Origin of the sequence: Alteromonas sp. NFXS44, assembly GCF_040148705.1 — a bacterium.
Lineage (GTDB): Bacteria > Pseudomonadota > Gammaproteobacteria > Enterobacterales > Alteromonadaceae > Alteromonas.
In genome coordinates this window covers 127764-147164 of record NZ_JAGDEA010000007.1, presented here as the reverse complement: position 1 = coordinate 147164, position 19401 = coordinate 127764, and the positions used below count along the sequence as shown (strand labels likewise).

The 19401-nt window shown below is 45.6% G+C and carries 17 protein-coding genes; 7 read left to right on the top strand and 10 right to left on the bottom strand.

The features are described 5' to 3' along the window. Positions 1 to 51: 51 nt before the first annotated feature. The 7 genes from J3369_RS10875 (at position 52) to J3369_RS10845 (ending at position 6001) form a co-directional block, all read left to right on the top strand. The gene (locus tag J3369_RS10875) at positions 52 to 405 is read left to right on the top strand and encodes a copper resistance CopC family protein (RefSeq protein WP_349586657.1); all 354 of its coding nucleotides are present in this window, start codon (positions 52 to 54) and stop codon (positions 403 to 405) included. Between the two features lie 19 nt (positions 406 to 424). Further along, a complete protein-coding gene (locus J3369_RS10870; protein ID WP_349586654.1) occupies positions 425 to 1318 on the top strand; it encodes a CopD family protein in 894 nt (297 codons plus the stop codon). 13 nt (positions 1319 to 1331) lie between these two features. Beyond that, entirely contained in the window at positions 1332 to 1796 is a 465-nt protein-coding gene (locus tag J3369_RS10865; protein ID WP_349586651.1) for a YybH family protein, read from the top strand. 749 nt (positions 1797 to 2545) lie between these two features. Then, complete coding sequence (locus tag J3369_RS10860; RefSeq protein WP_119500363.1) at positions 2546 to 2971, top strand: MerR family transcriptional regulator; 426 nt, start codon at positions 2546 to 2548, stop codon at positions 2969 to 2971. An 89-nt stretch (positions 2972 to 3060) separates the two neighbouring features. Beyond that, positions 3061 to 5304: a heavy metal translocating P-type ATPase gene (locus J3369_RS10855; RefSeq protein ID WP_349586720.1), complete on the top strand. Its 2244-nt coding sequence runs from the start codon at positions 3061 to 3063 to the stop codon at positions 5302 to 5304. Between the two features lie 11 nt (positions 5305 to 5315). Then, on the top strand, positions 5316 to 5675 hold the full coding sequence (locus tag J3369_RS10850; protein ID WP_349586647.1) for a cupredoxin domain-containing protein: 360 nt from the start codon (positions 5316 to 5318) through the stop codon (positions 5673 to 5675). A gap of 2 nt (positions 5676 to 5677) precedes the next feature. After that, positions 5678 to 6001 (top strand): DUF2933 domain-containing protein, encoded by a 324-nt coding sequence (locus J3369_RS10845; RefSeq protein ID WP_349586645.1) that lies wholly within the window; start codon positions 5678 to 5680, stop codon positions 5999 to 6001. 24 nt (positions 6002 to 6025) lie between these two features. Here J3369_RS10845 and J3369_RS10840 read toward each other — a convergent pair whose 3' ends face one another. The 10 genes from J3369_RS10840 to J3369_RS10795 form a co-directional block, all read right to left on the bottom strand. After that, positions 6026 to 6895, bottom strand: coding sequence for a cation diffusion facilitator family transporter (locus J3369_RS10840; RefSeq protein ID WP_349586643.1), 870 nt, complete (start codon positions 6893 to 6895; stop codon positions 6026 to 6028). Between the two features lie 41 nt (positions 6896 to 6936). Then, the gene (locus tag J3369_RS10835) at positions 6937 to 10047 is read right to left on the bottom strand and encodes an efflux RND transporter permease subunit (protein ID WP_349586640.1); all 3111 of its coding nucleotides are present in this window, start codon (positions 10045 to 10047) and stop codon (positions 6937 to 6939) included. A 12-nt stretch (positions 10048 to 10059) separates the two neighbouring features. Then, positions 10060 to 11241: an efflux RND transporter periplasmic adaptor subunit gene (locus tag J3369_RS10830; RefSeq protein WP_349586637.1), complete on the bottom strand. Its 1182-nt coding sequence runs from the start codon at positions 11239 to 11241 to the stop codon at positions 10060 to 10062. Next, entirely contained in the window at positions 11234 to 12433 is a 1200-nt protein-coding gene (locus J3369_RS10825) for a TolC family protein (RefSeq protein ID WP_349586634.1), read from the bottom strand. The genes J3369_RS10830 and J3369_RS10825 overlap by 8 nt, the downstream gene beginning before the upstream one ends. A gap of 143 nt (positions 12434 to 12576) precedes the next feature. Further along, on the bottom strand, positions 12577 to 12948 hold the full coding sequence (locus J3369_RS10820; protein WP_349586632.1) for a hypothetical protein: 372 nt from the start codon (positions 12946 to 12948) through the stop codon (positions 12577 to 12579). A 369-nt stretch (positions 12949 to 13317) separates the two neighbouring features. Continuing rightward, positions 13318 to 13482 carry a hypothetical protein gene (locus tag J3369_RS22030; protein WP_502877438.1) on the bottom strand — a complete coding sequence of 55 codons (165 nt, stop codon included), beginning with the start codon at positions 13480 to 13482 and terminating at the stop codon, positions 13318 to 13320. A gap of 428 nt (positions 13483 to 13910) precedes the next feature. Then, a complete protein-coding gene (locus J3369_RS10810; protein ID WP_349586629.1) occupies positions 13911 to 15236 on the bottom strand; it encodes an APC family permease in 1326 nt (441 codons plus the stop codon). Between the two features lie 156 nt (positions 15237 to 15392). Continuing rightward, positions 15393 to 16142 (bottom strand): copper resistance protein B, encoded by a 750-nt coding sequence (locus J3369_RS10805; protein ID WP_502877437.1) that lies wholly within the window; start codon positions 16140 to 16142, stop codon positions 15393 to 15395. 9 nt (positions 16143 to 16151) lie between these two features. Further along, positions 16152 to 17966, bottom strand: a complete 1815-nt coding sequence (locus tag J3369_RS10800) for a copper resistance system multicopper oxidase (protein WP_349586627.1) — start codon at positions 17964 to 17966, stop codon at positions 16152 to 16154. Between the two features lie 703 nt (positions 17967 to 18669). Further along, positions 18670 to 19401, bottom strand: coding sequence for a MauE/DoxX family redox-associated membrane protein (locus J3369_RS10795; protein WP_119500373.1), 732 nt, complete (start codon positions 19399 to 19401; stop codon positions 18670 to 18672).

The following is a 19401-nucleotide window of genomic DNA, read 5'->3' as shown; positions in this document are numbered from 1 at the left end:
AGCGAAACAAGATTTTTCTATACGATAGGTTCATATACAAAAGAGGTAAAAATGAAAACATTAATTAAGTCGGTTGCAGTTTTGGGGTTGCTGTTCAGCAGTATCGCTATGGCTCATGAAGGTATTGAGATTGAATCCAGTGTACCTGCTGATAATGCGATGCTAATGGAAAGTCCAAGTGAGCTAGCAGTCAGTTTCAGTAAGGAAGTCAGACTGATTAAAGTGGTCTTAAAAAACCAGCAAGGGGATGAAGTAGACTTTGATTTTACACCATCAAAGGAAGCCGCTGCTCATTTTTCATGGAGCTTGCCAAACCTGAGTCCTGCTCACTACCAAGTCAAATTAATCATGCTGGGTGCTGATGGGCATAAAATGAAAGAAAGCTTCAGCTTCATGGTGCATTAATTTAAGCGGGAAAATGATAATGGAAATGTATATCTGGAATACTGTGATAGTGATATCCAAATTGATGTTTTATACGGGGGTTGCGGCAGTGGCTGGATATACATTTTTTGCGTATAGCAACCTTACCGAGTCTAAATCAGCAGTTAATGTCAATTATCGGAAATTGACGACTGCATTTGTGATACTCGCTATTGTTGCAACTTTCGTTTGGTTTTTTGCTACGACAGGTGCAATGGCAGAAGATGGAATACAAGGCGCATTTGATCCTGACATGGTCAGTATTATGTGGAGTACGGCTATAGGCGACACTACTTTAATGCGGGGACTTGGACTGCTTGCTGCCTTAGCAATCATTTCAGTATCTTCTACTTCTCAATCAGCCAAGTATAAGCATTATATTGAGTACGCATTGATGATGGCAATTATCTTGGTGTTGGCGTACTCCTTTATCTTATTAGGGCATGTATCCGAGCTTAATTTCATTAAACAGTTACTATTAATGTTTCATGTACTCGTAATGGCGTGGTGGTTTGGCGCATTGTATCCGCTAAAACTTGCCTGCAATTATTTAAGCGACGACAAATTATTGAATTTTATGGAAAGCTTTGGAAGACAAGCATCTGTGCTGGTGAGCTTGTTATTCATAGCGGGCTTGATTCTGGTGACTCAACTCGTCAATAGTTTCGATGACTTGCTCAAGTCAAGCTATGGCCAAGTCTTGCTCTTGAAATTAAGTTTGGTCATTTGCATTTTGGCTATCGCGGCCAGACACAAATTAAAACTTGTTCCAGAACTTAAAAATAGAACCGGCAGACAGTTATTGTCAAAATCTATCACAATAGAAATGATGATTGCTTTTGCCATATTGTTGGTAACTGCTGCGCTAACCTCAGTTGTTGGTCCAGCGTCCTGAAAATGAGATAAAAATGAAAATTATAACGGCCTTATTTTTTTCCGTTGCTACATTTAGTTCCATTGTATTTGCGCATGGTGATAAACATCAAAATGAAGCGCTATTCAAGGGATTAGACTCTCCTGCTGCAAAAGTTGTAGTTGCCTTTCATGAGGCATTGAAATCAGGAGATAAGCAACAAGCACAAGATTTACTTGCTGATGATGTAACAATTTTTGAAGGCGGTGGCGTAGAGAGAAGTGCGCTCGAATACGCTCAGCACCATATGTTAGCTGATATGGCGTATTTAAGCGCAGTGGATAGTCAAACGCTAGAGCATCAGGTAGAGGTTGTTGGAACAACTGCTATTTCGATTTCAAGAAGTCATACAAAAGGTGTTTATAAAGGCAAAGAACGTGACTATGAAAGTATGGAAACCATGATACTGGAATTGCAAAAAGGAAGTTGGAAAATCATTCATATTCATTGGTCTAATTAATCCGGCTGTGTAAAACTTGATCCATATCAAGAAGGAGTGTTTGGGTATTTGCTAGTTTATCCTGATGATAACGGGTAGATTTTTCATGTATCGCATATTTAGGTGGTTAAAGATAGCGTTGGTTACTGTGCTGCTAACACAGCACAGTTTTGCTATTGCTAAGCCTATGAGATGTGATGACCATGCAGAATCAACCTTCCATCCACAGACTGATAAATCGACAGAAGGTCCTTCTCATACATCGCACTCCGCACACAAGCAAGGCTCTGACCTGACTGCAAGACATGGTCAAAATGAAAAGGATTGCCAGAAATGTCAATCAGGACAATGCTCTTGTTGTAAAGGTGGATTTTGTACAGCTTTCCATTTGCAGACTTTCGTGACGACAGAAAATTATGGGCTACAAAGCAAGAACGCTAATCTGGGTTCATTTTTTGAACTGAAAATTAATCCATTGGCTGGTATCTATTCACCTCCCTATCATCCCCCCAAAATAAGCTAATCACAGGATAGGTGCATCTTTTTTACGCCAATTCCGGGTTGAAAAATACTAAAATTATTAATTAAAAGAACCGATTAGCAAACAAACAGCAAAATAGTGGTCGCTTCGCGCTAGCGGGGTATGAATACGTTGATTTCGAGATCAGAAGATTAACTGAAACTATAAAATCCTGCTTGACCTGTGTCTTAGACACAGGTCTATGCTCAAGGTGAGAGTATAAACCTAGGTGAAAGACAGCGGAGTAACCATGAAGGTTAAAGAGATCGCAAAAGCATTGGCTACTACGCCAGACACTGTGCGCTATTACACACGCTTGAAGTTGGTCAATCCGGCTAAATCTGACAATGGCTATAAGCTTTATTCAACGAAAGATGCTTCCAGATTGAAGTTCATATTAAGCGCAAGACAACTAGGTTTCTCGGTTGATGATATCAAACAAATTCTTAGTGAAGCAGATCACGGTAAGACGGCTTGTCCTCTGGTTAGAACCTTAATTATAGAAAGACTGGCAGAAACAGAAAGACAGTTTAAAGCAATGCAATTACTACGCGAAAATATGACGTTAGCAGTAAGTAAATGGGAATTAATGGAAGATAAAGCCCCAACCCCACACATGGTATGTCATTTGATAGAAGGGTTTGAACATACAGCTTTAGAGGAGGACAGGAAATGACACAGTTTAACGCAGATGTTTTTTCTGAAAAAAGTTGTTGTTGTCAGTCTAAAAAGAAATCTTCGGAATGTGAGAAAAAGGAGAACACCATGAGCGCAGCAGTAACAGAGCAACAATTAGTAATAGAAGGTGCAGGATGTGCCAGTTGCGTCGGCAAAATAGAAGCAGCCTTGAAGCAGACACCGGGGGTGCAGAGCGCAGAGATGAATTTTGCAGACAGAACAGTGCTTATATCGGGTACAGCGGATGCTCAGTCATTGGTTAAAGCCGTAGAGTCTGTTGGTTACAACGCCAAGCCACTTGAAGATAGTCCCGACACTGATGCTCTTGATGAAAAAGAAGCCGCAGATTGGGCCTATTACAAAAAGTTGATGCGGGATACTTTTATTGCGCTTTCGTTGGGTGTCCCCCTAATGATCTATAGCATTGTTGTCGGTGAAATGACGGTTGAGACCAATACAGAGAGACTGTCATGGTTTGTCGTTGGCCTGCTAACGCTAGGTGTCATGTTCTTTTCCGGCAGGCATTTTTATATTGGTGCGTGGAAGAGCTTTAAAAATCATTCTGCCAATATGGATACCCTGATTGCGCTTGGTACGGGCACCGCGTGGTTCTATTCGATGTTGGTTGTATTTGTGCCTGACACAGTGCCGCTAATGGCAAGGCACGTATATTTTGAAGCGACAGCCATGATTATTGGCTTGATTGACTTAGGTTTAGCACTTGAACTCAAAGCCAGAGGCAAAACATCGGAAGCTATCAAACGTTTGATTGGGCTACAGGCGAAAACCGCAACAGTCATTCGGGACTATAAAGAGGTCCAGATTGCTATCGAGCAAGTGCTGCTCAATGATGTTATCAAAGTCAGACCCGGTGAGAAAATTCCCGTTGATGGTGTCGTCATTGAAGGTCATACCTCGATCGATGAGTCCATGCTCACGGGTGAACCCATGCCCGTTGAAAAAATGTTAGAAAATGAAGTTGTAGCGGGGACCCTCAACAAGTCAGGCATGATTTTATTCAAAGCGACACGAGTGGGTAAAGACACCGCGCTGGCCCAAATCATCTCGATGGTCAAACGAGCACAGAATTCAAAACCGCCTATCGGTCGCTTAGCGGACGTGATATCTGCCTATTTTGTTCCTGTTGTCATGATTGTTTCTGTGCTCAGTGCGTTGGCATGGTTGAACTTTGGGCCAGAGCCAGCACTGGCGTTTGCTATCGTTTCAGCCACCACAGTACTGATAATTGCCTGCCCATGTGCATTAGGCCTGGCCACGCCGATGTCAGTGATGGTGGGGGTTGGCAAGGCTGCTGAAGCAGGCGTGCTTATTCGCAATGGCGAAGCGCTACAAACTGCATCAAAAATCACTGCAATGATACTGGATAAAACCGGGACGATTACGGAAGGTACACCCAAAGTCACTGACATTATTTTAGTCAATGCCAGTGATGAAAAGACAGTGCTGCAACTGGCGGCCAGTCTGGAAAGCGGTTCCGAACACCCTTTGGCTATGGCGATAGTGGAAAGTGCCTTAGAGCAAGATATCGAGCTGCTTAAAATTGAGGTATTTAACGCCATTACGGGTATGGGAGTCGAAGCCCGTTGTGATGGAAAAGCCTTGTTGTTTGGTAACAGCAAGCTCATGGCAAAAAAACAGGTGGACTTAGGCAAGTACACCGATAAAGCACAAGCTCTGGCCAAAGAAGCCAAAACCCCGATGTATTTCGCAGTAGATGGACAACTAGCAGCCATCATTGCGGTTGCCGACCCCATAAAATCAGACTCTATTTCTGCCATCAAACGCCTGCAAGCCAATGGTATCCGAGTCATCATGTTAACAGGTGATAATAAGGAAACTGCCGCAGCGGTGGCAAATAAAGCGGGGATAAGCGAATTTTTTGCTGAAGTATTGCCGGAAGACAAAGCCAACAAAGTGCAGGAACTTCAGGATCAGATGGAAATAGTGGGCATGACGGGGGATGGGATTAATGATGCCCCGGCACTTGCGTTGGCAGACGTTGGCTTTGCCATAGGAACAGGTACAGATGTTGCGATTGAAAGTGCAGATATCACCCTTATGCGCGGCTCTCTACATGGCTTGGCTGATGCAATCGTGGTAAGCAAAGCTACCTTACGTAATATTAAACAAAACCTGTTTGGTGCGTTTGTTTATAACGTGGCTGGTATTCCTTTCGCTGCTGGCGTGCTCTATCCATTTTTTGGTTTGCTGTTAAGCCCGGTCATTGCTGGGGCCGCTATGGCCTTTTCTTCGCTAACAGTCGTGTCGAATGCCAATCGACTTCGCCTTTTTAAGGCACAAGAGCACTAAGGAGACACATTATGATGATTATTAACCTTATGGGACTAGCAATTATCGCGCTGATTGTCTGGTGGTTTTGGCTATATACAGCCGACAATACAATGGTAATCAACAATGATGTGACAATAGAAGTCAAGGATGGCGTATATTCGCCGTCCGCCATTCAGGTAAACGCAAACCAACCTGTTACACTTAAATTTTTGCGAAAAGATCAAACTCCCTGCTCAGAAACACTGCTTATCCCCACACTCAATATCAGTGAGCAGTTAAAACTGAATAAAGTCACGCAAATCCACCTTCCAGATATTCCACCGGGCGAACATGCTTTTCACTGCCAAATGCAGATGTATCGCGGTGTTCTCAAAGTGGTACAGGGCTAATCATGAAAAGCAAGCATCCTAAATTTTGGTCGACACCTACCGGTTGGGCGGCGTTAGCCCTTATTGCCGCCGCAACTTATTTTTTAATTTTTGAACATGGTCATCATGTTGCCCAGTTTCTCCCCTTTCTGATATTGCTGCTGTGCCCATTTATGCACATGTTCATGCACGGTAGCCACGGACATGACCACTCTCCTGACGCTGAAAGTAAACATGAGAGTTTTCAGGAATTGAGCGATGAAAACGCTGCCTATCGTGATGGCTACATTCAAGGATTAGAGGAAGGGCGAAAAGAAGCGCACAGAAAGGAGAAAGATCGTGACTGAAACATCTGATTATTCATCATCAAATTAATCTGTATCCCGACATTCTCCGCTGGTTAGCTCAATTTCAATAGTGGTATGCGATAACTCAAACTCTTGCAGCGCGTTGGATACACTTTCTTTTAGTTCGAGGTATTCAGCTTTCGATTCAAATTGACTAACGATGTGAACTGTCGCGACATGATGCTCACCATCTAGCGACCAGATATGCAGGTGATGCAGATCGTTAACAGCATCAAGTTCAAGCAACTTATCAGTCACGTTTTGTAAAAGGTCGTTGTCTGGTGACGCCTGAAAAAACAGCTTCACGGTGCTGACGAGGTTTCGGATAACGTTGAACAGAATGAAAAGCGTAAATCCGATGGAAAGAACTGGATCCAGAACGGGCCAGTCTTTGAACTGCATAACAATAGCGACAATGAGTACCGCTACCCAACCTAAAACGTCTTCGAGTAAATGCCAGTTCAGAACTTTTTCATTCAGCGATTTACCACCTTGTAATTTAAAAGCGGCGAAGCCGTTGACCAGTACGCCAAGAATAGCCAGTGCAATCATGCCATCTGTTTCTGGCATCTCTGGATTACTCAGCCGTGGCACTGCTTCATAAAGGATCCAGGCAGAACCAACGATTAAAACAATGCCGTTTATCAGCGCCCCGAGTAAGCTCAGCCGCCGATAGCCATAGGTAAACTCTTTCGTTGCGCTTTTAGTGCCGAGTTTATTCAGAAGCCACGCACTGCCAATTGACAATGTGTCACCTAAGTCATGCACGGCATCCGCCATAATAGCGGTACTGTTTGTTAACCATCCTCCAATAAACTCAATGATAGTGAAGCCAAAATTGAGGAAAAAAGCCCAGCCAATTTTTTCTGAGCTATGGGAATGTGAGTGCCCCATACATACTCCTGTCGTGCCCTGGTTTTATCCAGGGCATTGTTTTACTGTTTATCCGCTTTCCTGTGCACCAGTTGGTATAAGGTTGGGAGAACGAACAGTGTAAGTAAAGTCGATGAGATAATGCCGCCGATAACCACCGTCGCGAGCGGCCGTTGAACCTCAGCACCGGTGCCTGTGTTCAGTGCCATGGGCACAAAGCCAAGACTTGCTACCAGGGCAGTCATCAAAACGGGACGAAGCCTGACTATTGCCCCCTCAATGACAGCGGTGTAGAGCTCGCCTTTTTCAAACCACAACTGCCTGATAAACGCGAGCATCACTAAACCATTCAATACAGCGACGCCTGACAATGCGATAAACCCTACACCGGCAGAAATAGACAGCGGCATACCCCGAATCCACAACGCAAGTACGCCCCCAGTTAGTGCCAGCGGCACACCGGTGAAGATGATTAAAGCATCCTTTACTGAACCAAATGCAAGAATAAGGATGCCGACGATGAGCGCCAGCGTCACCGGGACCACCCAGGACAGCCTTTTGCTTGCCGACTCCAACTGCTCGAACGTTCCGCCATATTCCAGCCAGTAGCCATCTTGTAGTTTCAAGTCTTCATTCAACGTAACCTGCAACTCTGCGACAAAACTGCCTAGATCGCGCCCGCGAACGTTGGTTGTAACGACCACGCGGCGTTTGCCGTTTTCCCGACTGATTTGTGCTGGCGCGGGTTTGACTTCTAATGTGGCCACCTCCTGTAAAGGAACATACCCATCGGGTGTGCGGACTGGCAGTACCTTAAGCTTTTGAACGTCGCGTCGCAGTTGCTCAGGAAGGCGAATTACCAGTTTAAAGCGCCGGTCACCTTCATAGATCAAGCCTGCCTGCTGACCACCAATACTGGTCGAAACCAGAGACTGAATGTCGTCGATGTTCAGGCCATAGCGTGCCATTACATCACGTTTAGGAATGACTGATAACATAGGCAGACCGTCTACCTGCTCAACACGGGTATCTACTGCGCCAGATAACCCTTTCGTCAGTGATGCAACCGAATTTGCTGATGCCAGCAATGTATCCAGGTCATCACCAAATACTTTAATCGCAATGTCGGCTCTGACACCGGAAATTAACTCGTTAAAGCGCATATGGATAGGCTGCGTAAACTCGTAGGTATTGCCCGGTAGCGCTGTGACTGCTTTCTCAAGCTCCTTAATGAGCTGCGATTTAGGCTTATCCGGAGTGGGCCACTCAGAGCGGGGCTTGAGCATCACAAATGTGTCGGCAACATTGGGTGGCATGGGGTCGGTGGCCACCTCTGGCGTACCCACTTTCGCGTATATCTTGTCAACTTCTTCAAAGTCGATAATGGTTTTTTCAAGGAGTTCCTGCATTTCAACAGACTGCTCTAATCCCGTACCTGTAATACGCAGTGCATGCAGCGCGATATCCCCCTCGTCCAGCTGTGGAATGAATTCTGAACCTAAAGTAGAGGCAAGCCATGAGCAAACCACAACGAGACCCAGCGCGCCTGCCAGAATAAGCGATTTGAATTCAAGCACCCATTCAAGCGCTGGTCGATAAATGGCTTTTGCGCCGCGGATAATGATGCTCTCCTTTTCGCTGATTTTTCCGCGCATAAATACGGCGATCGCAGCAGGCACAACAGTGAGTGATAATACCATCGCACAAAGCAATGCGATTACCACCGTTGTTGCCATGGGGTGAAACATTTTCCCTTCTACGCCAGAAAGGGTGAATATCGGGAAGTACACCGCGGTGATGATACCCACGCCAAACATACTGGGGCGAATAACTTCAATAGTGGCCTCTTTAACTTCCTGTAAGCGCGCTTTAAGCGCCAGTGTACCCCCTTGTTGCTTTTGCGCCTCTGAGAGCCTGCGAATACAGTTCTCCACGATGATGACAGCGCCATCCACAATCAGACCAAAATCCAGCGCTCCGAGACTCATCAGGTTGGCAGAGACTCCCCGCTGAACCATGCCGGTAATAGTCATCATCATCGCGATAGGAATAACAGCCGCCGTAATGAGGGCGGCACGGATGTTTCCTAACAGTAAAAACAGGATGACGATAACCAGCAGTGCGCCTTCCAGAAGGTTTTTTTGCACAGTCTGGATGGCTTTGTCTACTAGCGTAGTGCGGTTATATACCACCTCTGCCTTAACCCATTCAGGCAATGATGTTTGTATTTGCTGAAATTTATCATTGGTGAGCGCTGCAACTTCACGCGAGTTTTCTCCGACCAACATCATCACGGTGCCCATCACGGTTTCCTTGCCGTTTCGGGTTGCTGCCCCTGTGCGCAGTTCTTTGCCCAGTCCCACTTCGGCGACATCTTTGACTAAAACAGGCACGGAACCTTTACGGCCGACAACAACGTTACTGATATCCTCAATGGTTTTTAACTGGCCCGGTGAGCGGACTAACAATTGTTCGCCATTGTTCTCTATATACCCGGCTCCAGCATTGTCATTGTTGCTTACCAACGCTTTGCGGATATCTGCCATAGTCACACCCATTTCCAGCATCTTCGCTGGATGTGGCATCACGTGATACTGCTTGTCATACCCCCCTATGGTATTCACTTCCACCACGCCCTTAACCTGAGCCAGTTGTGGTTTGATTATCCAGTCCTGAGCTTCACGAAGTGCCATAGGCGTAACGGGCGAGCCGTCCGGCATCTTGGCGCCGTCTTTCGCCTCCAGCGTGTAAACGAAGATTTCACCCAAGCCTGTTGCAATTGGTCCCATCTCAGGTTCAAGCCCAGGCGGCAGAACGCTTTTCAGCGTTGCTAACCGCTCATCGATAAGATTCCGGGCAAAGTAAATGTCAGTTCCTTCTTCAAATACCACTGTGATCTGAGAAAGTCCGTAGCGTGAAATAGACCGCGTATAAGATAAATTCGGTAAACCATATAACGCCGTTTCAACCGGAAAGGTGATCCTCTGCTCGGCTTCAAGTGGCGAATAACCAGGTGCTTCCGTATTTATCTGAACCTGAACATTAGTAATATCCGGCACCGCATCTATCGGTAGCCGCTGATAACTCCAAATGCCGATGCCTATGATGACGAGCACCAGGGTTAACAGCAGGTAACGCCGCTCGACTGAGAGGCGAACAATATTATCTATCATTTTCTCCCCCCATTAGTGCGCGTGCGATGCGCCGGATTTTTGTATATCCGCTTTGATTAAGTAGCTGTTGTCGACAACATACCTTTGTCCGGCAGATAGTCCGGCGACGACTTCGGAAAAGTTGTCGTCCTGCAATCCTAAGGTTACAGGTGTTGCCTGATAAGCATTGCCTTCATTCAGGAACACAACTGGCTTATTGTTCAGGATTTGAATGGCCCGATTTTCTATTTTTACCGGCACCGATTTTTGTTGTGAGTCGACGATGCCTGTGACTAAATCGCCGGGAGAGAGTAAACCGTCCTTGTTCACCACTTTTACCAGTGCTAGCTGGTAGGGTTGCCCTTCGTGAGAAGGAATAATGCTGGTAATTGTACTGTCGAATTGACGACCATTTGCGATAATGTGAACAGATTTGCCTTCAGCAATCTGACTTCGCTGGGATGGAAATACCTTTAATTCCGCCCAGAGAACTGAGGTATCAACAATCGTAAAAAGCGGTGTTGTGCTGGTAAGCTCTCCGATATTCAGGTTACGCGATACGACAATGCCATTGATTGGTGCTTTCACAGCGTAAGACTGGAGGCTGTCATTCGACTGTACGCGTACCATTTGATCACCGGCTTTCACGATCTGGCCAATATCAGTAAAGAGCTGCTCTACAATACCCGTAAACCGGGCGTGAACTTCGGCACGCTGCTGGGGCGGTATAGTCAGTTGACCATAAACCTCGGTGTGCTGTTTTATTTCACCGCCTGTAGCCATTGTTGTGGTAACGCCAGCCTGACTGGAATAGGCATCATCAATCTCAGTTCGGGCCTCGTGCTTTTTCCAGTCCCAGGAAAAGCTATTTTCTCCCAGTAAGAGTGTAATATTCGCGAGAAATGAGTGCGGCTCAGCGATGAAGCTTGTGGATCTGAGTCCATTTTTATAAGTTTCAAAACGTATATTTTTCTGACGTCCTCCCATACGATTGAGAGTGACCTTAAGACTGTCGGGGGGCAGCGGCTGTGAGCGTTCAACCCTTTCTGCCAGTAAATATGCCCCCTTATTTGTATCCTGAATACTTAATGTCAGGGATACGCTGCTATTGGTAAATGTTTTGGATTCAGCCGCATGGGGTTGTTTATCACTTGCTGCGGCACTGGCATCTGTCAGACACAGAAGTAGTGAGATAATAACGAATAGTCTATTCATGGTTATTCCGGAATTCTTGAGTAGGAGAGGCCTGACCGGATAGTCCGGTCCACTGTTCAACGAGTGACTGGTTCACTAACGCGCTTTCGCTCAATTCGATGACCTTTGCACGTGCCCGTATCAACGCATCTCTGGATGCAATCCAGTCCTGGTAGCTGTATGCCCCTCGCTGGTAACCTTCGAGCACGAGCGTGGTAGCTGTTTCAAGGTCGGGCAAAACGGCGTCGTTGATATGCTTTACAGCATCAATGGAGAAATTGAGGTATTGCTGCGCTTTAAAGAGCAATGCTTTTATCTCCAGTATCTGACTGTCTCTGGCAATTACCGCGGCTTTTTTCTTCGCCAGGGCAGCCCGAGAAGCACCCTGGTTTCTTTGTTCAGCGAAAAGCGGCATGGATACAGCAGCAACAACAGACGTATCCTGAACCGTCTGAGAGCGCCGCACACCAATGCGCCATGAAATATCAGCACTGGCATTACTTTCTACCAGCTTTTGTTCAGCTTCTTTCATATTGATAGCTTGGGTGAGTCGTTCCACATTTGCTGATTCAAGAAACTGTTGATAAACAGCGGAATACTGCCGTTTTGGAGGAAGCTTACTCAGAGAGCCAGATACTATGTCAATCACTTCAGCATCTCCCTGCCAAAATAGTGCAAGTGATTGTTTGGTAATAGCCAGAGCCGTTTCAGCGGATGCTTTGTCGACTTTGGCTTGATTGAGTGCGGCTCTGGCGCGCAGAAATTCCGCTTTATTGGTTGCGCCTTTCTCCACACGCTGTTCAACGATAGACAGAGCTTCTTCAGCAAGAGAAACAGACGTTTTTGCCAATGTGAGCCGCTCTTTTGCCGCGAGTGTTTTTACATAGTGCCGGGTCAGTTCGCTTAACAGTTTGAGCGAAGCGACATAGCGTTCTGACTGTAACAGGGATAAATTGGCATCTGCCAAAGATACCCTTGCATTGCGCTTTCCTCCCATCTCGAAGACAGAAGAGAGTGAAACCGTCAACTCAGTATCATTAATGCCTGATGCCTCTCCTGAGCCGAGCAGGTTTTCTGCTTCAACGCCAACATGATAAGCCGGAGTAAGATTAGCCTGCGCTTTATCTGCCTCAGCGGCTGTTAGCAGTGACTGATATCGCTGTAAATCGGGGTGTTGCTGCAATGTTAAGCGTGCAGCTTGTTCCAACGTCATCGTTTTGCTTAAGGACGCGGGTGAGATAAATAGCAACACGCTACCCACGACAAGTGTGCACATACGCTCACGCGCATGCGAAAAAAAAGAGTTCATAGTGTAAATCCTGGTCAGTAACTAAATGGGTAAAAAATGACTAGGATTCAGGCTCTGGGAGGACGATCGATACCAGGTTGCAGGTGAGACGGAGGGAGTGTACGGTAAGCGGCAAGTGCCGTCTCGCCAAGTTTTCCTAACTGGCTATCGATATTTTGGAATAATACGATATGGGTAAAATGCCCGTGACAGGAGCAGCAGTGGTCACAGTTGTCTGGTCCATCGTTGTCTACAGAACCATTATCTGGCTGACAAACATTGGAGTCCTGAACACACAGTTCATGATGGGATTCTGAAGCGTTTTCGATGAGGTTATCAAAAGCAAAAGCATCTGAGGCAAACAAAAACAACTGTGCAAACAGCATCAGGGCGGTAATCACCACCTTGCTGTTAGTTCTATTGTTTTGATGCGATTTCATTGCGTTCCTCGTTCTATTGACAGCGTTAACCTATTATCTTTAGCGCAAGAGATCAAGTGAAGGCTTAAGTCATACTGAATTTTGTGGTTATTACAACAAACTTTTATGCACAAAAAATTGCTTTGGTAAACATGGTGGTTGCAATACTCTTCGTTATATATTTACGACTGAGCTTTTACTAGCTGGATAAGGTAACCAAACTATTTAAGTATTACTGGGGCATCCATCAGTGCAAACAGTGCAGATATACACGCTTGCAGTAAAACAAGGGTTGTCAATCATGGTGACTGAAATTTCTCCTCATTTGACTTGCAGCAGTAGCATGCTAAGTCATATTAATTTGAAAATACAATCACCAAGGTTAAGGGGCTACTCCATCAGCCCAAGGATAGAGACTTTATTACTCTCCCACAACGATGACAGGTATTGCGTTGCACACAGACTGGCAATGGATGGGATGGCACATGCCCGTATCGTGATAGGTGGTGTTTTGTGGGTATTGCTTACAGGCGTACTGGGTTGGCTTATTGCCATAATTTACAATAGGCAGTAGCAGGGGGCCGGCAAAATAAATAGCCAGCTTTTAATATCTTAACGTCGGTACACTATTTGCTGCTTTATTGTTTTAAATAAAAGTGAGGCACTATGGTAACCAATTATACAGACTCCGCATTGCAGAAAACCACGGAATTACTCAATCAAACCGGCACAGAGAAAGCGGGGTGTAGCCAGTCTTCTGAGTCAAAGCAAAAGGGGCAAGAGTTTGCTGAAATACTGGATACTCTAAAACAACAAAAAAACGGATAAAGGATGCCGTGAGAGGAAATAACCGGCACGCTAATGCCGGTTATTTCCCTTACTGCCCCATGACAGAAGGGCACAATGCTTCGACTGCTACTCAGTCCCCGTTGACGGTTTTATTTTCCAGTGGGAGTAGTTTATTTACTGACCAGTGACTCACATCAGTTATAATTCGTGTCATCTTCTTCATACGCATGTAATTTTAGAAACCATTTTTCGGCGGCGAAGACAATAAGAAGTCCGGCGACAGAAATCCAAACAATAAAAATATCTGACTTTGCTTTAACCCACAAAAACGCCAGAAGTACAACGATATCTAGAATAATCGCACTTACCAGCACCCAGGTTTTGGCGTGTACGTCATCTCTTAGGCGTTTAAACACACCCCAATGGATGAAAATATCCATCACGATATAAAAAACTACGCCTATCGATGCTATCCGGCTTAAGTCAAAGAATATGGTCAGAATTATTGCGATTACCAACGTATAAATTAACGAATGCCTTCTTAAATCTCCCGGTAATGAAAAATGACGATGGGGCACAAGTTGCATTGATGTAAGCATTGATAGCATGCGGGAAACTGCAAATATGCTGGCGATGACGCCAGAAGAGGTGGCAATAATCGCAAAGATTATAGTAAACCATGCGCCATACTGGCCGAAAGCAGGTCGTGATGCTTCAGCTAGAGAATAGTCTTTAGCCTTTATAATTTCGTCAATTGACAGGTTTGCGCCAACTGCGAACGCTACAAAAACATACAGTACTACACAAATTGAAATAGAAATGATAATGGCCTTTCCAACATTTTTTTCCGGTTGTTTTAGCTCGCCGCCACTGTTTGTGATTGTTGTAAAGCCTTTGTAGCCTAAAATACCCAGTGCTACTGCTCCCAGAAACCCGGTTGCGCTGGTTTCCCGGGGTTGCGCTGATACACTCTCAAACGATAAGCCGGTTGCCCACAGTCCGCCTATTGCCAAAATCGCCAGCCCGGCGATTTTGATAAAAGCCATGATAAATGAGAGCGTCTGAATGAACCGGTTGCTTAGAATATTGACAATAAATGCAACAATAAGAAGACTCACCCCTAGTGCGGGAATGAGCCATTCAGCGCCCTGAGAGTCGAACAATTGCAGGACATAGGTGCCAAATGTACGGGCTACCAGGCTTTCATTGATAACCATGGAAAAAAACATCAGCAATGCGCAGGCCCCGGTCATCGGGCCTCTGCCATAAGCTTTTTTTAAGAACATGGCTATTCCCCCTGCGGAAGGGTATTTCTGTGCCATTTTGACGTAACTGTATGAACTGAATCCAGCAATTATCGCTGCTACAAGAAACGCAAACGGAAACCATGTGCCAGCCAGCTCAGCTATTTGACCGGTTAAGGCAAATATACCTGCGCCAATCATCACACCAGTTCCCATTGATACCGCGCCCCAGAGACTTAACGAATCTTTATTATTTGAATGGTCATGAGCATTCATATAAATTATCCCTTTTTGTCGTCTGACCAAATCAGACGCAGTAGTGGCTCGCTGCGTACATCAAAACATTGGTCAGAAAAATAGATATTCGAAGGTTTTACTTTTTGAAATAACCGGCACTGTCTTGCCGGTTATTTCTCATCTTTAGCAGAATTTTTAAAACCAAATCCTGGCACCTAACACGACACCAGTTTCGCTGGTTGACTCGCCCTCTGCTTCCAGAGCGTCAGCCGTATTACCAACGGATTTGCTGTAGTAAACGCCGACATAGGGCGCTACCTCCCTCACAATCTCATGACGATACCGCAAGCCGATACGAATGTTACTCAGCCCGCTGTGGCGGTTATATTTTTCCGAATCGGTGAGGTTAGCTACTACTTCCAGGCGCGGTTGCAGATAGGAAACCTGACTTAATTGCCAGTCGTATTCTGTTTCATTGATGAACTGCATGTCACCGTCTTCGTTGATACGAAGTGAGTTTTCCATTTCAAACCAATAGGGGGCGAGTCCCTGATAACTGATCACCGCATAGTTTTCCATGTCAGCATCTGACGACATTTCGCCTTTCGTACCAAGGCCGACCTGCACAGACCAGAAAGCAGAAACGAGGTACCCGTAAAGTACCTCGGCGCGTTCAAGATCCGTGGGCATGCCGTCGTTTTGGGTATTTTCACCTTCACTTTTAAACACTAAGCGATGATAATCACCGCCATACCAGGCCTGCATATCCCACACAGCCTGATTTTGTTGTTCATCAGTTCGCGTATACTCGAGTCGGTCAAACAGTACCTGACCAAAGTTCTCATTCGGAATAGGAGACGGCCAGTTATCTTTTGACTGCGCCATTACCATATTATTGAAGCCTAGAGCAAAGGCGATGAGCCCTGTTGACAATATCTTGTTCATCTTCATCTCCTATGCAACCTGAACAACACGAAACATGCCCGCTTCCATGTGGTAAAGCAGGTGACAATGAAAAGCCCACTCTCCGGGTGCATCTGCGCTAATCTGCAACGATACTTTCTCACCGGGTTTGAGGCTGATGGTATGCTTCCTCGGTCTTGGATACTGGCCATTTTCCAGTTCCATCCACATACCATGTAAATGAATGGGATGGTCCATCATGGTGTCGTTAACCAGAACTAGACGAAGCCGCTCTCCAAAATTAAAACGGACATACCCATCTACTTCGCTGAACTTCTTGCCGTCGAACGACCACATGTATCTTTCCATGTTTCCTGTTAAATGAAGCTCGATTTGACGCTCTGGCTCTCGCTCATCAGGCCATGCATGTTCGCCTATTAGGTCAGCGTAAACCAATACGCGATGTGGACTGCCTTCCAACCCTATGCCCGGCTCGTCTAAACGCGGTCGTGGATTTTGTGCGATCATAGCGGCGCCTTGACCATGCCCGTCTTCACTATGAACAATGTCTATCTTTTCTACGGGCAGCACCCGTGAAGATTTCATATCCCCCTGCATCATGTTGCTATGCATCGTGTGTTCGCCATGCTGGGCCATTTTCTTCATTTCCATTTCTGAAGAAGCCTTTCCTTTTTTCATGCCTCCTGATTTTTGCGTGTTCATACCGTCCATGCCTGACATGTCCATGCCCATTGCTGCCATGCCGCGCTCCGTGATAGTTCGTTGCGGAGGAATAGCAGCAGTCATGCCTATTGATGGAGTGAGCGTGCCGCGGGCATAGCCGCTTCTGTCAAAACTCTCAGCAAAAAAGGTATAAGCCTTTCGTTCTTTTGGTTGGACAATGACATCGTAAGTTTCAGCTACTGCAATTCGGAACTCATCTACATTGACCGGCTTAACGGGCTGACCGTCAGCAGCAACAACCGTCATCTCTAATCCCGGAATACGAAAATCAAAGTAGGTCATAGCAGAACCGTTGATGATGCGTAAACGCACTTTCTCACCCACATTAAACAGCGCCTGCCAGTCATCCTCTGGGGTGCGGCCATTCATCAGGTAGGTGTAAGTGCTGCCTGTGACATCTGCGATGTCACGAGGACTCATGCGCATTGCGCCCCACATGGCGCGTTCCTTCCATGTTTCGCTAAGACCTTTTTTCTCAACATCTTCCAATGTGTCGAAGATAGTTCGCTTTTGGTAATTGTAATAACCCTCAGCCACTTTCAGCTTTCTCATCACGTCGTGAGGGTCAGCAAAGGTCCAGTCACTTAGGATGATAGTGTGTTCCCGATCTGCGCCGATGTCTCCGTCGGCAGGCTCAACGATGAGTGGGCCAAGATGCCCGCGTTGCTCCTGAAGACCGGAGTGGCTGTGATACCAATATGTTCCGTTTTGCACTACATCAAACGCATAATTGAATGTCTGACCTGGCTTTATCCCAGCAAACGAAACGCCTGGTACTCCATCCATCCCAGCGGGCAAAATAATGCCGTGCCAGTGAATAGACGTATCTTGTTCAAGTCGGTTGGTAACATTCAGTTGAGCACGCTGACCTTCTTTTAGCCTTATCAGGGGCCCCGGCATCTGGCCGTTGATGGTAATAGGCAGGCCAGTTTTTGAGCCTATTGCTAAATTGGCCTCAGCAATCGTCAGATTTTTAATGTTATCAGTCAGCACCTGATCTTTAAAGTGACGACCAGCGGGCGCGGCCCAAAGCGGACTGACCTTAGTCAGAGCCGCCGCTGCGCTCGCAGTCATAGCACCAAGAACGAACCTGCGACGACCGTCGTTAAATGAATTATTCATAAAGTTAGCCTTCAATAGTGATACTTTCAGGTTGAATAACTCCAACCTGACTGAAATAACAATATTAATGATATTCAGAGAAAGGCTATTGGTGGCCGGTATGGCGGTGCTGCAATGGTTGAAGGAACGGACAGAACAGTAAATTTATAACGCTCTGCGAATTTTGAATTTAAATAATACGGCAGTAAGTTCGTTAGAGAAAAAATGTGATGACAGTTTGTCATCTTGCAAGAGCAACCGCCTTCACAACAATCTGGTGTGTCGCTATGAGATGCACCGTTCGTATCCATATCTTCTGATAGAAGATAATGTATAATTTCGTCAGCAGTGATGCTTATATCTGGTATAGCATACATTGCACTGGCAGTGCGCTGTTTTGATTCCTCATCGCAGGTGTTGGCCTTCCATATAAATAGTGCCAATAAAATTCCGAGGGACGAAAAAACAATGGGAAGTTTCATAACTCAGCGTTTAGATTCCTGACAAGATTTTGCTATTCTGCGGCATACTTTTGTACAAGTAAGTTTGCTTATGGTTAACGCATCTTCAATTACCTAATATACGATGGAGTCGAGGAAAAGATCTCAGTTTGTATCGCTAAGCGGTTATGAATTCATACATGCGGCAGGTGATACTGTAGTGTCTCAGTTTTATTAGCGACCTCGAAGCCGGAACTTCGAGGTATACTGTAAAGAAATGCGGTTTACATCAGCAACATTATTAATGCACCAGCGATCATAAACAGATTTTCAGATAAAGACACGAATCCCAGAGGGACATTACTGTCCCCACCGACACAGGCACATTTGAGCTCGCGCTTATCAACGTAAACTGCTTTAAAAACGGATATGGCACCTACCATACCGATGAATAACGAAAATGGTGCAACCACAAGTGCAGGCAATTGTGCAACCATACCAATTCCGGCGTAAGCCTCGATAAATGGATAGATATAGCCATAGCGCAGCCATTTCATTGCCAGTAAGTCATAGGTAATAAATGAATTAGTAAAGCCATATAGGTCCTTTAGTTTTTGTACAGCCAGAAAGGCCATAGAAAAGGCAATGAACAACATCAGTGTTCTAATTGAGACAAACTCGCCTGATATTGCGAACTGATATGCCAGTGATAGCAGGGCTGCCACAGAGAAAATAGCAATAACAGGGGTGTATGTTGTACCTGTCTGACCTGCCTCATCTTTACCGAAGTAGTCCCTGAGATCATCATAGCCTCCAATTCGTTTATCATTAATAAAAGTTTGAGGTGTCGTTTTGACGCTATGCTTTTGCTTGAATTTATCGGTTTCTTCACGAGAGGTGAGATGGTGATCCTCTATTGAGAACCCCTCACGTTCCAATAGATCTTTTGATCGTAAGCCGTAAGGACATATGTGTTCGTCAGTCACCATTCGATAAAGGATAGCTTTTTTATTCAT

Excerpts from the sequence above, each read along its gene's own strand:
- J3369_RS10875 (WP_349586657.1), top strand. The coding sequence starts at position 52 with ATGAAAACATTAATTAAGTCGGTTGCAGTTTTGGGGTTGCTGTTCAGC.
- J3369_RS10870 (WP_349586654.1), top strand. The coding sequence starts at position 425 with ATGGAAATGTATATCTGGAATACTGTGATAGTGATATCCAAATTGATG.
- J3369_RS10865 (WP_349586651.1), top strand. The coding sequence starts at position 1,332 with ATGAAAATTATAACGGCCTTATTTTTTTCCGTTGCTACATTTAGTTCC.
- J3369_RS10860 (WP_119500363.1), top strand. The coding sequence starts at position 2,546 with ATGAAGGTTAAAGAGATCGCAAAAGCATTGGCTACTACGCCAGACACT.
- J3369_RS10855 (WP_349586720.1), top strand. The coding sequence starts at position 3,061 with ATGAGCGCAGCAGTAACAGAGCAACAATTAGTAATAGAAGGTGCAGGA.
- J3369_RS10850 (WP_349586647.1), top strand. The coding sequence starts at position 5,316 with ATGATGATTATTAACCTTATGGGACTAGCAATTATCGCGCTGATTGTC.
- J3369_RS10845 (WP_349586645.1), top strand. The coding sequence starts at position 5,678 with ATGAAAAGCAAGCATCCTAAATTTTGGTCGACACCTACCGGTTGGGCG.
- J3369_RS10840 (WP_349586643.1), bottom strand. The coding sequence starts at position 6,895 with ATGGGGCACTCACATTCCCATAGCTCAGAAAAAATTGGCTGGGCTTTT.
- J3369_RS10835 (WP_349586640.1), bottom strand. The coding sequence starts at position 10,047 with ATGATAGATAATATTGTTCGCCTCTCAGTCGAGCGGCGTTACCTGCTG.
- J3369_RS10830 (WP_349586637.1), bottom strand. The coding sequence starts at position 11,241 with ATGAATAGACTATTCGTTATTATCTCACTACTTCTGTGTCTGACAGAT.
- J3369_RS10825 (WP_349586634.1), bottom strand. The coding sequence starts at position 12,433 with ATGACGTTGGAACAAGCTGCACGCTTAACATTGCAGCAACACCCCGAT.
- J3369_RS10820 (WP_349586632.1), bottom strand. The coding sequence starts at position 12,948 with ATGAAATCGCATCAAAACAATAGAACTAACAGCAAGGTGGTGATTACC.
- J3369_RS22030 (WP_502877438.1), bottom strand. The coding sequence starts at position 13,482 with ATGGCAATAAGCCAACCCAGTACGCCTGTAAGCAATACCCACAAAACA.
- J3369_RS10810 (WP_349586629.1), bottom strand. The coding sequence starts at position 15,236 with ATGAATGCTCATGACCATTCAAATAATAAAGATTCGTTAAGTCTCTGG.
- J3369_RS10805 (WP_502877437.1), bottom strand. The coding sequence starts at position 16,142 with ATGAACAAGATATTGTCAACAGGGCTCATCGCCTTTGCTCTAGGCTTC.
- J3369_RS10800 (WP_349586627.1), bottom strand. The coding sequence starts at position 17,966 with ATGAATAATTCATTTAACGACGGTCGTCGCAGGTTCGTTCTTGGTGCT.
- J3369_RS10795 (WP_119500373.1), bottom strand. The coding sequence starts at position 19,401 with ATGAATAAAAAAGCTATCCTTTATCGAATGGTGACTGACGAACACATA.